Annotated in this window: 12 protein-coding genes; 8 read left to right on the forward strand and 4 right to left on the reverse strand. The window is 28.7% G+C overall.

Features of this window, described 5'->3' with window-relative positions:
- The first annotated feature begins 9 nt into the window (after window positions 1–9).
- Complete coding sequence (locus O3802_RS05720) at window positions 10–186, forward strand: DUF6501 family protein (protein ID WP_371458680.1); 177 nt, start codon at window positions 10–12, stop codon at window positions 184–186.
- 16 nt (window positions 187–202) lie between these two features.
- On the forward strand, window positions 203–676 hold the full coding sequence (locus tag O3802_RS05725) for a LysM peptidoglycan-binding domain-containing protein (protein ID WP_371458681.1): 474 nt from the start codon (window positions 203–205) through the stop codon (window positions 674–676).
- Window positions 677–721: 45 nt separating this feature from the next.
- On the opposite strand, the gene O3802_RS05730 is transcribed toward O3802_RS05725, so the two are convergent.
- The 4 genes from O3802_RS05730 to O3802_RS05745 are packed head-to-tail and all read right to left on the reverse strand — an operon-like array spanning window position 722 to window position 4449.
- A complete protein-coding gene (locus O3802_RS05730) occupies window positions 722–1894 on the reverse strand; it encodes an aminotransferase class I/II-fold pyridoxal phosphate-dependent enzyme (protein WP_371458682.1) in 1173 nt (390 codons plus the stop codon).
- A gap of 20 nt (window positions 1895–1914) precedes the next feature.
- Window positions 1915–2739 (reverse strand): MetQ/NlpA family ABC transporter substrate-binding protein, encoded by an 825-nt coding sequence (locus O3802_RS05735; protein ID WP_371458683.1) that lies wholly within the window; start codon window positions 2737–2739, stop codon window positions 1915–1917.
- A 20-nt stretch (window positions 2740–2759) separates the two neighbouring features.
- Window positions 2760–3440 carry a methionine ABC transporter permease gene (locus O3802_RS05740; RefSeq protein ID WP_371458684.1) on the reverse strand — a complete coding sequence of 227 codons (681 nt, stop codon included), beginning with the start codon at window positions 3438–3440 and terminating at the stop codon, window positions 2760–2762.
- Window positions 3430–4449, reverse strand: a complete 1020-nt coding sequence (locus O3802_RS05745; protein ID WP_371458685.1) for a methionine ABC transporter ATP-binding protein — start codon at window positions 4447–4449, stop codon at window positions 3430–3432. Before O3802_RS05745 ends, O3802_RS05740 begins: the two co-directional genes overlap by 11 nt.
- A 531-nt stretch (window positions 4450–4980) precedes the next feature.
- On the opposite strand from O3802_RS05745, the gene O3802_RS05750 reads away from it, so the two are divergent.
- The 6 genes from O3802_RS05750 (at window position 4981) to O3802_RS05775 (ending at window position 15983) form a co-directional block, all read left to right on the forward strand.
- The gene (locus O3802_RS05750) at window positions 4981–5745 is read left to right on the forward strand and encodes an undecaprenyl pyrophosphate synthase (RefSeq protein ID WP_371458686.1); all 765 of its coding nucleotides are present in this window, start codon (window positions 4981–4983) and stop codon (window positions 5743–5745) included.
- Complete coding sequence (locus O3802_RS05755; protein ID WP_371458687.1) at window positions 5735–6508, forward strand: phosphatidate cytidylyltransferase; 774 nt, start codon at window positions 5735–5737, stop codon at window positions 6506–6508. Before O3802_RS05750 ends, O3802_RS05755 begins: the two co-directional genes overlap by 11 nt.
- Before the next feature lie 17 nt (window positions 6509–6525).
- Window positions 6526–7830 (forward strand): RIP metalloprotease RseP, encoded by a 1305-nt coding sequence (rseP, locus tag O3802_RS05760; RefSeq protein ID WP_371458688.1) that lies wholly within the window; start codon window positions 6526–6528, stop codon window positions 7828–7830.
- A gap of 92 nt (window positions 7831–7922) precedes the next feature.
- Window positions 7923–9059, forward strand: a complete 1137-nt coding sequence (locus tag O3802_RS05765; protein ID WP_371458689.1) for an exonuclease SbcCD subunit D — start codon at window positions 7923–7925, stop codon at window positions 9057–9059.
- Window positions 9046–12075, forward strand: a complete 3030-nt coding sequence (locus O3802_RS05770) for an AAA family ATPase (protein ID WP_371458690.1) — start codon at window positions 9046–9048, stop codon at window positions 12073–12075. The genes O3802_RS05765 and O3802_RS05770 overlap by 14 nt, the downstream gene beginning before the upstream one ends.
- A 56-nt stretch (window positions 12076–12131) precedes the next feature.
- The gene (locus tag O3802_RS05775) at window positions 12132–15983 is read left to right on the forward strand and encodes a PD-(D/E)XK nuclease family protein (protein WP_371458691.1); all 3852 of its coding nucleotides are present in this window, start codon (window positions 12132–12134) and stop codon (window positions 15981–15983) included.
- Window positions 15984–16070: the final 87 nt, after the last annotated feature.

A 16070-nucleotide genomic window follows, 5' to 3' on the forward strand; every position in this document is an offset into this window, starting at 1 on the left:
GGATATATAATGTCTAAAAAAGTAATAGTTAAACATACTGATGCAGAGAAATTTAAAGTTGACGATATGTTAACAGTCGGAAAAATATATGAAGTAGTTAATGAGACGGAAGAATATATATTTGTAAAAGATAATAGTGGAAAAGTAGGCGGATATTACCACGATTATTTTGAAGAAGTAAAATAATCTGTGGAGGATAAAAATGAGAAAGAATAGTTTAAAGAATATAGTACTTGTTGTCATATTTGTAGTTTTGGCTCCATTAATTCTTGTAGGGACGACTATCCTAACTAATTCTCTAGTAGGGAAATCTAAAAATACAACAGAACAGCAAGTAGCAAAGGTACCAGAAGAAACAAAGGTAACAAATAATAATCTTCCTAAAGCTAAGGAAGAAAAAAATTCTAATGATAAAAATTCAGAACAGAATCAAGGTAATAATGATAATAGTACTAATAACAGTAATCGAGGTAGCAATAATAATGCAACAACAGGAAATAAACCAACAGTTGGACAAGATTATGTTATAAAATCTGGAGATTCATTATTTAGTATAGCTTCGGCTGCTTATGGAGAAGCAAATGCACAAAATGGTGTTAATAAAATAAAAGAAGCAAATAATTTAGAAAATAATAATATAGCAGCTGGTCAGAAAATTCAAATACCAAAATTATAAAAGAAACAAGTCATCTTTCAAATGAATGAAGATGACTTGTTTCTTTTATAAATCTTTATTAAGTTGTTTAAGTTTTTCTATTAATGTATCAATTTGATTATCAGAAAGACTTAAACTTAAACGTATGTAACTTTCACCGCCACTACCAAATACATGTCCCGGCATAGTTACGATACTATATTTTTTCAGAAGAAGTTCGAAGAAATCTTGACTATTAAATCCTTCTTTAACTTTTAGCCAAATAAAAATTCCGCCTTCTGGTTTATAATAAGAATAACCTAATTCATCTAATTTTCTAGTAATTTTTTCTATACGAGTTCTATATGTATTTTTGATATGTCTGGTTAACTCACTATGATTTCGAAGAGCTGTAATTACGGTATCTTGGACAGCACCATAAATATTCGCATGGAATATAGTATTATATTCACGAAGAGCTTTTATAATTTCTTTATTACCCACCGCAAAGCCTATACGCAGTCCAGAAATTGAGAAATTTTTAGAAAAAGAGAAGAATTCAACTCCAACTTCTTTAGCTCCTGCTGTTTGCATAAAACAAGGTGAGACACCGTCTTTATAATAGAAATCTGAGTAAGCATGATCTTGAATAACAATGATATTATTTTTTTCAGCCCATTGAACCGTTTCTTCATAAAATTCTTTAGTTGCCACAGCTCCAATAGGATTAGATGGATAATTTAGAAATATTAATTTAGCTTTTTCAGCCAATTCAGAAGAAATAGAAGAATAATCTACTAGATAACTGTTTTCTTCTTTTAATATTATTTCTTCTATATTAGCTCCAGCAAGAGCAATTCCTTGTATATAGTCTGGATAACTAGGCACAGGTAGAAGAGTAGTATCACCCGGATTTAGTATTATAGAAGGTAGACTAGATAAACCAGCTTTAGTACCAAAGACTAGAGCAATCTCGTCTTTGGGATTAGCATCTATATTATATGTTTTCTTTAACCAATGAGAAATTTCTTCTAATAGCTCATTTTTACCATCAAATGCTCCATACCTCATATTTTCAGGTTTTCTTATAGATTTTTCTAAAGTTTCTAATAAAAGTTCAGGGGTATCAGAGTCAGGAACTCCGATACCCGCATTTAATAATGGATTACCATTTGAACTTTCGTCAGAGATTAATTTGAAAATCGGGTAAAAAACATTTTCTGGAATATTTTTAATTGTTTTAGATAGTTCAATTTTCATATTTAATCACGTCCTAAGTATTATTTTGAAGGTTTATCAAAACCTTTGAATTCTTTATCAATAATTTCATCAAACTCTTTTGAATTAACAATTTCTATTAAATCTTTAGCAAATTGTTTATCTTTATTAGCTGTTGTAACTACTACATTGTTACGATTGTTGTCATTCATTTTTTCTAAGATTAATGCTTTAGTTAAATCAAATTTAGCAGCAAGAGCAAAGTTACCAGGAACAGCAGCTAATGTAGTACTACTTAATGAACGAGCAAGTTGTCCAGCTTCTAATTCTGTGAATTTAAGATTTTTTGGATTTTCAATAACATCATTTTTTGTTATTTTTAATACATCTGTATCAGGTTTGATTTTAATTACGTTAGCAGCAGCCAATAAAGCATAAGCACGAGCTGCGTTAGATGGATCATTTGGTAAAGTTACTTCAGCACCTTCTGGTAAATCTTTTAAGTCTTTAACTTTATCAGAATATAATCCCATTGGAGCAGTAGGTACTTGTACAAGCGCTGTTAAATCCATTTTATTAGTTTCAGCAAATTTTTTCATGTAAATTTTATGTTGGAATAGGTTAGCATCTAACTCACCACTATTTAGAGCTTTATTAGGTTGAATGTAATCAGAAAACTCAGTAACAGTAACTTTGTAACCTTTTTTCTCAAGCAAAGGTTTAAGTCCTTTATTAACCATATCAGCATATGGTCCAGATGTGGCACCGATTTTAATTTCTTTTTTCTCGCTAGAGTTAGATTTTGAACTAGAAGCTCCACATGCTGTAAGCGTAATTGCTAATAACGCAGTAAATGCAATCGTTAATATTTTTTTTAGTTTAGTCATAATATAAAATCTCCTTTAGATTAATTTTTTTTAAATTTTTTTGAAATAGAATTTCCTATATATTGAGTAAATTGGACTAAGATAATTAATAAAATAACTGTAATCCACATTGTAAAGTTATCAAAGCGGTAGTAACCATATCTAATGGCAAGGTCTCCTATACCGCCACCACCAACAACACCAGCCATTGCTGAAAATGCAATAAGGTTGATTAGTGTTAATGTGATAGATTGAATAATTCCAAACATTGCTTCAGGAATCAATACTTCTTTTACAATAAGAGGAAGAGATGCCCCAGAAGCAACAGCGGATTCAATAACCCCATAGTCAATTTCATTAAGTGATGTATCAACAAGACGAGTAAATAGTGGAATAGCAGCCACAGTAAGTGGAACTATTGCACCAGTAGGCCCAGTTGATTTTCCAATTAATAGTAAAGTAAGTGGTATTAAGAATACTAGTAAAATGATAAATGGAATAGATCTAATAGTATTAACTATAAAATCAACAGTTTTATAAATAAAAACATTTTTAAATAATAACCTGTTACTTGTTAAGAATAAAACAATCCCAAGGAATAATCCAACGATAACAGTAATAATAATAGACACACCAATCATATAAAGCGAGTCACCAAATGCTTTTAAAAGTTCGGGTTGAAGAGCATTCCATTGTTCAGCTAAACTAAGATTATTTTCCATAGACTCTCACCTCCACATCTTCTACATTATTAACTAGATAATTAATGAAATCTTCACAATTTTTCATTTCGCCATTAATAGAAAAAGTTAAGCTGCCTAGTTGCTTATTTTGAATATATTCAATACGACCGGCTAGAATATTAGTAGTAACATTATATTTATTAGCCAATGTTTGAATAAGTGGTTCTTTAGCTGCATCTCCTTTAAAGATAACTTTAATAATCGTTTCTTCCTTACTTCTTGTAACTAGGCTTTCTTCAAAATCATCATCACTATGAAGATTAGAAATAAATTCTTTCATTAGTTTTGTAGTTGGATTTGAGAAAATTTCGTATGCAGAATTTTGTTCAATAATTTGGCCATTTTCCATAACAGCAACATTGTCACAGATTTGTTTAATGACTTCCATCTCATGTGTAACTAAAATAATAGTTAATCCTAACTTTTTATTTATTTCTTTTAACAATGACAGAATTTGTTTTGTAGTTATTGGGTCTAGGGCACTTGTTGCTTCGTCACAAAGTAATACTTTAGGATTATTAGCTAACGCCTTAGCAATACCTACACGTTGCTTTTGTCCACCAGATAGTTGATTAGGATAGACATTTTTTTTGTCGGTAAGGCCTACAAGTTCTAACAGTTCATCAATTCGTTTAGGTATTTCCTTTAAATCTACATCGCCAGCTTTTAGGTTGAAGGCAATATTTTCAGCAACAGTTTTAGAACTAAGTAGATTAAATTGTTGGAAAATCATTCCTATTTTTTGACGATAAAGACGTAAATCGGTTCTATTAAGTTTATTAACTATTTGACCATCAACAATTACTTCTCCACAAGAAGGTGTTTCGAGTAGGTTAATACATCTTAGTAAGGTACTTTTACCAGCACCAGAGTATCCAACTATACCAAAAATTTCACCTTGTTTAATATGAAGGTTTGTGGGTTTCAAGGCAACTATTTCTCGCCCTTTTTGGTGAAAAGTTTTTCCCACACCATTTAGATTAATCATAATATGCTCCTTTCTTTATATGAAAAAAAGACGTACTCTAGCTTGCGCTAAAGGACGTCTAACCGTGTTACCACCTTTATTTATATAATAATTACTTATTATACCTCAGTAAGTTACTAACATAACTTTTGCTGTAACGGGCAAACCCGTAGTAAAAATACTAGATGCTCCAAGTCCATTCGTTTTATAACTAACTGCTCTTTTTCACCAACCAAGAACTCTCTGAAAGTCTTTTATAAAATTCTACTCTTCACTGCATCAATTGTCGAATGACTATATTTTAGCATAAATTTTCTGACAATGCAATATAAAATTTAATTTTTTTAATTATTTTTTTTCAAAAAAAATTATTTAATATTTGTAATGATATTGCTCAGATATACTTGTGAAGATTTCTTTTGTATTATTTTGTGATTTTGAAGATTTATAAGTGGATTAGTAAATCAAAATCATAAAACCAGTAAAAATAAAATTTATTGTACAACTATAAAGCAAATATGATATAATGAAATGAATTGTATAGGAGGTAGTATGTTTAAGTTTTTTAAGAAAAATAAACCTGAAGAAAAAAATTCGGAAGAAAAGTTAAGAAAAATACCGACGCATGTTGCGATAATAATGGATGGTAATGGGCGTTGGGCGAAAAAAAGAAATATGCCACGAGTTAAAGGGCATTACGAAGGGATGCAAACTGTAAAAAAAATTACTAAATATGCATCAAAATTAGGAATACAATATTTAACATTATACGCTTTTTCTACAGAGAATTGGGCACGACCTAAGGAAGAAGTAAGCTATTTGATGGATTTACCTGAGAAAATGTTTACGAGTTTTATGCCAGAACTTATGGAAAATAATGTTAAAGTAGAAGTTATAGGTGTAGTGGAGAAACTACCAGAGAATACAAGAAAAGCTGTAGAGGATGCTATCGAACAAACTAAAAATAATACAGGTCTTAAATTGATTTTTGCACTTAATTATGGCTCAAAAGATGAGATAGTAACTGCAGTTAAAAGAATCGCGCAGGGAGCCGCTAATAATGAGTATAAAGTAGAAGAAATAGATGAACAATTGATTAGTGATAATTTGTTTACAAAATATACTCCAGATCCAGATCTTTTAATAAGAACATCAGGAGAGCAAAGAATTTCTAACTTTTTACTTTGGCAAATTGCTTATAGTGAATTTATATTTACAAAAGTGGCATGGCCGGATTTTGTAGAGGAGGAGTTTTATAAGGCTCTTTTAGAATATCAGAGTAGAGATAGAAGGTTTGGAGGTTTAAATGAAAACTAGAGTAATAACAGCGATAGCTGCACTAATAGTATTTTTACCTTTGCTTTATATAGGTGGAAATTATTTTAAATACACAACATTTGCACTTGGTGTAATGGCGATGTATGAGATAGTCAGAATGACTTTTAAGGAAACTAACATAGTTGTCTTAGGTCTATCATCGTTAGCAGGAGCATTATTATACTTGCGTGAAGAAATTTTAGGTCTATCACAGTATGGTATAGTATATTTATTAGTAATCGGTATGTTAGGAGTAGTTGTAGTTACTGGACATAGAATAAAACTTGTAGAGATAGGTTCTATTATTTTCGTAACAGTATATATATTTGTTGGATTTTATTCATTATATATGCTGAGAGATTTAAGTTTAGCACATATAGGATATTTACTACTTACTATCTGGTTTACTGATAGTTTTGCATATATTGGTGGTACAAGATTTGGAAAAAATAAATTATCTCCAAAAATTAGTCCGAACAAATCAATAGAAGGATCAGTAATAGGTAGTTTATCATCAATAGTAATAGCCTTAGTTTTTTACTTTACAACGAGTATTTTTACTAATTTAGCAGTAGCTATTGGAATCACGTTAGTAGTAAGTGTCATTGGTCAATTTGGAGATTTGATTGAATCTGCATATAAACGTGAATATGGAGTAAAAGATAGTAGTAATCTACTTCCAGGACACGGAGGGATTTTTGACAGATTTGATTCTGTAATATTATCAGCACCATGTTTAATTTTATTATTAAACCTATTGTAATTAGAGAGGAGTATTAGATGCAAGGAATAATAGCATTTATATTAATATTTTTTGTAGTAGTAACTATTCATGAATTTGGTCATTTTATAGTTGCGAAAAAATCAGGAATTCTTGCTCAAGAATTTGCTATTGGTATGGGGCCAAAGATTTTCCATAAAAAAATAGGTGAAACAAACTTTACGATTCGTTTATTACCTGTTGGTGGATATGTAAAAATGCCTGATAATGTCTTTGATTTTAATAATGATGTATCGGTATATGATTTAAAAAAAGGGATGAAAGTTAACCTTAAGTTAGATGAAAATGATAAGGTAGAAAAAATAGTTTTAGATAAAACTAACAATATGGATCTTTTACCAGTAGAACTAAATGAATTTGACTTAACGTATGATATGTTTATCGAAGGCTTTATTGGAGATGAATTAGAACGTTATGAAGTAAGAAAAGATGCTTGTGTTGTCTTTGGTGGAATGGAAGAACAAGTAGCCCCGGTAGAAAGAATGTTTTCATCACATTCATGGGGGAAAAAGTTCTGGACATTATTTGCAGGTCCTTTAATGAACTTCGTCCTAGCAGCAGTTATATTTGTTGGACTAGCTCTTTATACAGGTGTCCCTGTCCAAAATAATGAAGCTAAACTTGGTCTTGTAGCAGCAGATTCACCAGCTCAAGTAGCAGGTCTACAAAAAGGTGATAAGATTACGGAAGTAAATGGCACTTCAGTAAATACATGGGCAGGGTTAGTCCAAAAGGTTACCGAATCTAATGGTGCAGAATTAACCCTAAAGGTTGAACGCGATGGATCAATTAAAGAATTTAAAGTGACTCCAAAAGAAGAAATAGTAAAATCAAAAGGTAAAGAAACAAAAACATATAAGCTAGGTATAGGAAAATTTGAAGAAACTAAGAAAGATTTCCTAGGCTCAATTAAGTATGGATTGCAACAAACATTGTTTTATGGAACTATGATTTTTACTGCGATAATAAATCTATTTACATCATTATTTACTGGTGGTTTTAGTTTAGATCAACTTGGTGGTCCAGTTGCAATTTATGAAATGTCTAGTAACGCAGCTAAAAGTGGTTTAGTAACAGTGCTTCGTTGGACAGGTATTTTAAGTGTAAACCTAGGACTTATGAACCTAATTCCTATTCCAGTGCTAGATGGTGGTAGAATTATCTTCGTAATATATGAAGCAATTTTCAAACGTCCAATTAATAAAAAAGCTCAATATTATTTAACTATTGCATTTGGATTATTAATGGTAGCACTTATGCTTGCTGTAACATGGAATGATATTCAAAGATTATTTGGAAAATAACAAAAAACAAGTCGAGAAAATATCCTCGGCTTATTTTTTTATATTACTATTTTTGATATAATATAATAGATAGAAACTTTGGAGGTAGTAGGGTGAAATTTATACATACGGCTGATTGGCATATAGGTAGAAAATTACAGCAAATAGATTTATTAGATGATCAGGAGTTTGTCCTTAATAATCTAATCGAAGAAATAAAAGAACATGATTTGGATTTTATAATAATAGCTGGTGATTTATATGATAGAAGTGTTCCTAGTAGAGAAGCGACAACATTACTGCAGGAATTGTTGATAAAAATTAATATTGAATGTGATTTACCTATATTTGCAATTAGTGGAAATCATGATAGCCGTGAACGTTTGGCTGTTGGTCAAGCGTGGTTTAGTAAACATAACTTTTATCTAGCAACACAGCTAGAAGAAGCTTTCCATAAAATTCAATACAAAGATGCGGATATCTATCTATTACCATATTTCGAACCTTATGAAGCAAAAGTTTATTTTGAAGATGACAAACTGACTACACACCATGCTGCAACAAAAAGGGTTGTTCACGAAATTTATAAGAATATAGATGAAAGCCGAATTAATATTTTGGTAGCACATACTTTTGTGGCTGGAGCTGAGCCGACAGATTCAGAACGAGAAATTTCTATAGGGACTGTAGAAAATGTTGGGGTGAATGTTTTTGAAAAGTTTGATTATGTAGCGCTAGGACATTTACATAACCCGAATGCTTTAAATGAAGAACGTATTAAATATAGTGGTAGTCCGCTTGCTTACTCATTTTCAGAAAGCAACCAACAAAAAGGTGTGCGTCTAATAGAATTAACAAAAGAAAACTTTGATGATAGATTTATTCCAATTAAGCAAAAAAGAAAAATGCATAATATTGTTGCAGATTATGATGAAATTTTTTCTAAAGAATATCGAGAAAAATTTGATACAGAGAATGACTATTTCAGCATGGAATTAGGTAAGTTAGAGGGTGTTACAGACCCTATGCCACGTATAAAAGAATTTTATCCAAATACATTGTTGCTTAAATCAAAGGCGAAAAGATTAGATAGTTCGAAGAATTCTGTAAATAAGGAAATGCTTAAAAAAAATCCATTAGAACTTATAGAAAGTTTTTACGAAGAACAGGTATTAGATACTTTAACAAGTACACAAAGAGAGGTATTAGAACAAATAATAGGAGAGGTAGAGCAAGATGAAACCAATTAGGCTTGAACTTAGAGAGTTTGGACCGTATAAGCACGAGGTCATACAATGGAATGAAATAATAAACGAGCCTATGTTTTTAATAACAGGCAAGACAGGCTCTGGTAAATCTACTTTATTCGATGCTTTTGTCTATGCATTATATAATAAAACAACTAGTGGTAAAGATATAGCATCTCTTAGAACCAAAACAGCAGATGATAAAGACAGAACAATTGTGATTTTTGATTTTGAATTACAAGGAAAACATTATCGAATAGAAAGAACGTTAGCATATTTAAAGACAGGAAACAAAAATATTACATCAGGAAAAGTATGTTTAATGGAGATAAACGCTGGAATAGAAACTATTCTTGCAACAAAGGAAAATGATGTAAAAGAAAAAGTAGAGCAAATTATTGGATTAGACGATAAACAATTTTGTCAAATTATAATTTTACCACAAGGTAAGTTTAAAGAGTTTTTATTATCAAATTCTAACGAAAAAAAAGAAGTTTTACGTTCATTATTTAATACACATTTTTATCAAAAATTTGTGGATAAGTTGCAAAATTATGCTAAAACTTTAGATAGCAACTATAAGTTAAAAGAACGTGAGTTAGTTACAAAATTTGAGCAGTTTAATTTTGAAAAAGATTTTCCAAAAATCGAATTTTTAAAAGAAAGTGATTTTGAGGAAGTAGAAAAACAGCTAGTTTTTCAAAAGAATGAAGTTAATGAATTAGAAAAACATCAAAAATATTTAGAAGATGAGCTAACAAAATTGAAAATTGAATATAGTGAGTTAGATAAGTTAAATGATAAGTTTAATAATTTAGAAGAAAATAACGATTCACATAAAAAATTATTAGAGGATGCACAAAGGATAATTCATTTAAAGAATGTTGTTAAACAGTTAGAGGAACTGGGAAAAAATAAAGATAAATTACTAGACTATGACAACTACTTAGATAAGAAAGAGCAATTGATTAAAAATAAAGAAACCTTATCTAAAGAACAAAATATATTAGGTGAAAAAATTCAAGAAAATAAAAAATTAGGCGAAGAAATATTGACTCAAAATGATAGTATCAACGATATTCGAGAAGAGATAGCTCGTTACAACTATTTTTATAAAAATATAGAATTTTTCTATCAAGCAGAAAAAGATATCGCATTTTATAGTGAAAAGTTAAAAAATATAGAAGATACAAAAGGTGCAATAGAACAATTAGAAAAAGAAGTAACTGATTATAATGTAAATTTAGAAGAATATAAAGAAGAGCTTAATATTTTAGAAAATAGCATAGGCAAATTAAAACTTGATATTTTGAAAAAAGAGACAGAAGCAGAAAAATTAGAAGATTTTCAAAATTTAGAGAATACTATAAAAAGTAAAGCTGCAGATTTGAAAGAAAAGCAAACTGAACTAAGCCTAGCCAATAGTAGACAAAAAGAACTAGAACAAAAAATTCTAGAATTAGAAAAAAATAAACAGCAAGAAATATTAAATACTTTTTTAGTTCATCTACATGAAGGTGATTGTTGTCCGCTTTGTCAACAAAAGATTAAAAAACTTCCAGCTGTAAAACAAGTAATAAAAACAGAAAATGAAGATGCTAAAAATGAATTAGATGATATTATTAAGAACATAATTCGTTTAGAAACACTTGTCGTAAAAGAAAAAGAAGATTTAAGTATCTTACAAGAGGAGTTAGCAAGTAAAAAAATAGAAATTAATTTTTCCGCAAAAGAGGAACTTGAACAATTTGTAGTGGAGAAAAAGAATGAAGATAATGAAAGAAAAATTACTTTTGAAAAAATAGAAAAGGTCTCAAATTGCAGAAATGAACTTGCTGAAAAGTTAGAAAAATTGAACTCACTAATATCATTTGAATCAGAGTATAAAGAAAAACTTGTAATCGCTCAAGCTAAAAAACAACAATATACGGAAAATATTGATATTTCTTTAGATGAGTTTAAACAATATTATGAGAAACAAAAACAAATAATATTGAGTTATGATGAAAAGCAAGAATTTTATCAAAAGGTAAAAACTAACTTGATGTTAAAAGAAAAAGAATTAATAGTAGAGTTAAAAAATAGTAATAAAAATATATTAGAAGTTGAAAAAACTATAGAAAATATAATTGAAAAATTTGAAGACTCTAAATTAAAATTATACTATAATAGTTTGAAAATAGCTAAAGATGATTTGGTAAAATTAGATGATATTGAGAGTTATAAAAACGAAATTCAAGTTTATGAAGATAGACTAAAAATAATTTTAGATAATATTCAACGTTTAGAAGAAGAATTACAGAATAAAGAACGACCAAATTTAGTTGAATATGCTCAAAAATTATTGAAAAAAGAACAAGAAATGATGGATTGTGCTGAAGAAGTTACTATTTCAAAGACCAAGTTTAAGAGTAATACTAATCTTTTTGAAAATCTATCAAAAGAATTTACAATTTTAGAAAAAAACATAAGTATGGCACGTGAAGTTTTCGCCTTAAGTAATGTAATTAGTGGGAAAACAGAAAGTAAAAAATCCCTGGAAACATATGTTCAAGGTTATTACTTAGATCTTATATTAGAAGCAGGAACTAAGAGATTATTACAGATGACAGATGAACGATATAGATTCGAAAGAAAAATAGAAAAAGCTAAAGGTGGCGGACTTCAGGGCTTAGACATAGAAATCTATGATGTTTATTTAAATAGTTCACGTATGGTAAGCTCACTTTCGGGTGGTGAAATATTCCTTGCATCACTATCATTAGCACTTGGATTAGCAGAGGTTATTCAAAATGAAAGTGGTGGGATTTCTCTTGAGACCATATTTATTGATGAAGGATTTGGTTCTCTTGACGCAGAAACCTTAGATACTGCGATAACAACATTGATAGAGTTACAATCTTATGGTAGAAATATAGGTATAATTTCACATGTTAGTGAATTAAAAGAAAGAATAAGACCGAAATTAGAAGTCTACTCAAAAAATAACTATGCTAAAGTAAAGATTTCTGGAGTATAGAATGTATAGTAGCTTGAGTCAGGCTAACATAAAGATAATTTTTGAAGGAGGTAGTTATGAATTTAGAATTATTAATAGCTCCAAGTGGTTTTGGTAAAACGCACTTTATGCTAGAAGATATTGAAAAAAATAGACATGAAAATAAGATAATAATTCTTACCCCAGAACAAAATAGCTTTAATTTTGAAACAATACTTTGTGAAAAGTTTAGAGGAACCTTCAATATAGATGTTATGAATTTTTCAAGTTTGACGAAAAAGCTAGGTCAACTTTTAGGTTTAGATGACTTGAAAAGGTTGGGGGAAGACATAAAACCATTTTACTTTTACAAAGCTGCCCAAAATTTGAAAAATAGTGATAATTTTCTAGTAAAACGTATTTTAAATGATAGTAATTTTATAGAAGTAGTTGAGGAGATTATTACAGAATTAAAGAATTATCAGATCAGTGTCAATAGTCTAGAAGAGTATTTAGAAAAAAATTCTAATTTAGAGAAGACGCGACATGAAAAATTAGAAGCGATATTAGAATTTTATATAGAGTACACAGCATTGTTAAAAGTTACAACAACATATGATAAGCAAGATTATATAAATGAACTTTTACTTTATTCTCAATATGTAGACCTTAGTGATTATATATTTTATATAGATGCATATTATAATTTCACAGCTCAAGAATATAGTTACATAGAAAAATTGATTTTAAAATCCAAAAAAGTAGTTCTTAGTGTTATTGCTGATGCTAATAGGTATTTTAATGTAGATTTAGCTCAGTTAGTTGCTGGTTACGAACTAGATAAAATAAAATATAAACCATTTTATTTAGTTGATGTCTATAAAGATGATAAGTATAAACTTGATATTTTCAGAAAATCTCATGAAATGATGGCCAGTATAAATGAAATATTACGCCGTAATAAAGATGTGGAATTAGATATTATAGCATTTACTGAAAATAAAGAGCAAGTAGTTCCAATAAAAATGCAAGTACAAGAAGCATTAGTAACAACATATGAACTATACCAAAAGCATAAAACTCGTTTTGAAGGTAAAGCTAATAGAGTATTAGCAACTAAACATTATAAAAATTTTAAAGATAAGTTTGAGCTAGATGATAGTATTAAGCTTATTTGTGCAAAAAATAAAGAGTTAGAAGTAAAAGAAGTTGCACGTCAAATTTTGAAACTGAGATTAGAAAAAAGCATAGAAAATACAGATATAGCAATTCTCTATCGAGATAATACATATGAAAATTACATGACTATTTTTAGAGATTATAATTTAGATGTGTACCTTGATAAAAACTTAAATGTAAGTAATCATAGATTAATAAAATTTTTAGATTTAGTATTGAATTTTGAAAACTTAGACTTTAAAGCGGGACTTTTAAATATTTTAAAAACTAGATTGACAGATTTTGAAAATATTTATCGTAGGAAAGTAGTAAGTTATCTTCTAACAGGAAATAATGTAAATCTAACAACTAAAGAAATTAAGGAAACTTTTTCTCAAACATCTAATGAGCAATTAGAAGAAAAAATATCACTATCACCAAAATTAGTAAATATTGCAAATGACAAAATTACTTTAAAAGCATTGTCTGCTGGAGTTAAGGTGGTTTCTATTGATAAATTAGAAAATATATTAAATACAAATTTAATATATAGCAAAAAGAGTTTGGAAAAGGCAGAGCTTATTTCCAAGAGTGCTGATATTGATAGTTTTATTTTTGAACTTTGTAAAGGTATTTTATTGGAATTACTAGAAAAAATAGAAACGGTCTCTAAGTTCAAAAATACTCAAACTAAGCGTTATATTAAAAAAATAGAAGAATTATTTAATTATTGTAATATTCAAATGTATCTAGATAAAGAAGATGGTGAATATGAGAATATAGAGGAATTGAAGATAGACAGTATTGACCGTCAAGTCTATAAAAAAACTCTAGAGTTACTAAACGATATCACGGACAAATTTGGTGATGAAAAAATTGAATATGAAAAATTTGTAGAGTTAGTTATTATGGGACTAAAAACTATAAACTACAGATTAATTCCAGAAATTAATGAAGCAATAATAATGTCATCTATGGACTTGGCAAAAGTTGAGAATAAAAAGGTAGTGTTTGTTATAGGATTTAACAAAGATGTACTCCCAGTATCAAAAAAACATGGACTATTAGATGATATAGATAAAGAAGATTTCTTTGAGAAGAACTTATTCATGTCACCTACAACTGAAGCGGCTCTTATAGATGAAGAGTTTGTTGCTTATATAGCTTTAACTAGGGCAAGAGAAAAAACATATATTAGTTATAGTTTATTAGATAAAAGTTTTAAAGAAAACTTTTCTTCTCCATATTTAAGTGTAGTAAAAAATTTGTTTCCAAATTTAGAAGAAATAGGTGTTTCAAAAATGTTGGAGTTCAATTTATCTTTCTATGATTATTACAAGGCAAATATAGATAAATTATTAACGAAAAAAGAATATAATTATATATTTTCAAAAGCTTATCGTCGTTTTATGGAAGTAAAAGACAGTGGTACTGAAGAAGCGGAAAAATTAGCAGAGTTATTAATTGTATTTTTAGAAGGATATAAGTTTGATAATGAAAAAAATGATAATCAAATCTATGAAGTTCGTGGTGAATTAAGCGATAGAGTATATTTTGATAAAAATACTCTGGTGAAAAATTATTTGGATAAAATTATACGCGATTATAGATTTGAATTGTCAAATAAAAGTATTAAAAAATTTCTTCAAGAAAGAGAAAGTTATTTTTCTAAATTTAGTATTTCAAAAATATCAGATTATGAAAAAAATCCATATTTATTCTTTATAAAAAGGGTACTAGATATAAAAGAAGAACAAACTATTGATATTGATAATCTTGTTATAGGAAGATTTTTCCATGCCGTTATGGCAGACGAGCGTACAATTAGATTTATCAAAGCTAGCGGAGAAAAATTATCGGTTTCTGAGGAATATGATAATGATATTGTTAATAGGTTTGAAGTAAGAAAGTTAATCCACAAAGTTATTTTTGATAATAGCAACAAAGATATAGTTGAAACATTGAGGTTAATAGAATTATTAAGTACACACAATTACATACTTCAAACGATGTTACGCCGAATAGAATTAGCGATTGCTGTGGAAATAAAGTATTGCTCATTAACAAAATATAGTCCAACATTTTTAGAAAAACCATTTGAACTTACAATAAATAAGGAGAAAATCACTTGTAAAGAATTAGAAAGCGGTAAGGTAATAGAAAAACAATTAGGTTTTACTTACAACATACCTAATATTAAATTTGTAGGGTTTATTGATAGAGTAGATACACTTGGGAAAAATATAGTTGTAATAGATTATAAGAGTAGCCAAACTGATTTTTCATTAGAATCTCTTGAATTAGGGTTTATATCACAAATACTAACTTACTCTTTAGCTTGCGAAATACTTTTTAATAAAAAAACAGAAGATATCCTTGGTATTTTTTATAGAGAGATAGCGCGTATTGGAAAAGATATTAATGCGTATCGTTTACGTGGTTTGGGGAATAAAGATTTAATACTTGGAAGTGACTTTGTAGATAACAATGCCGATGTTATGTATATACGAACAACTAAAAAAGGTGGAATTCATGGATCAGATGATTATAAAGCATATACGAGTAAGGAACTAGATATATTGGTAGAAAAAAATCTTCATAATATTTTAATGATATTAGAAGAGATATATTCGTTTAATTATTCCTTAACAAACTACGAAGTAAATGGCCAATACGAGGCCGAAAAAGATACATTATTTAATTATTCTGCTAATGCTGACACAAGGTTAGAATATAAGAAAAAAATAACTTTAAAAGTAAAAGAGTTGAAGGCAAAAATATTAGGTAAATAGCTGTTAGAAATTACCTATATGTAATTATAGAAAAATATATATAGGTAATTTTTTTTATAATTTTATTTTTTTAATTATGTTTTAATC

The organism is Gemella sp. 27098_8_92, assembly GCF_041433685.1.
Taxonomy (GTDB): domain Bacteria; phylum Bacillota; class Bacilli; order Staphylococcales; family Gemellaceae; genus Gemella.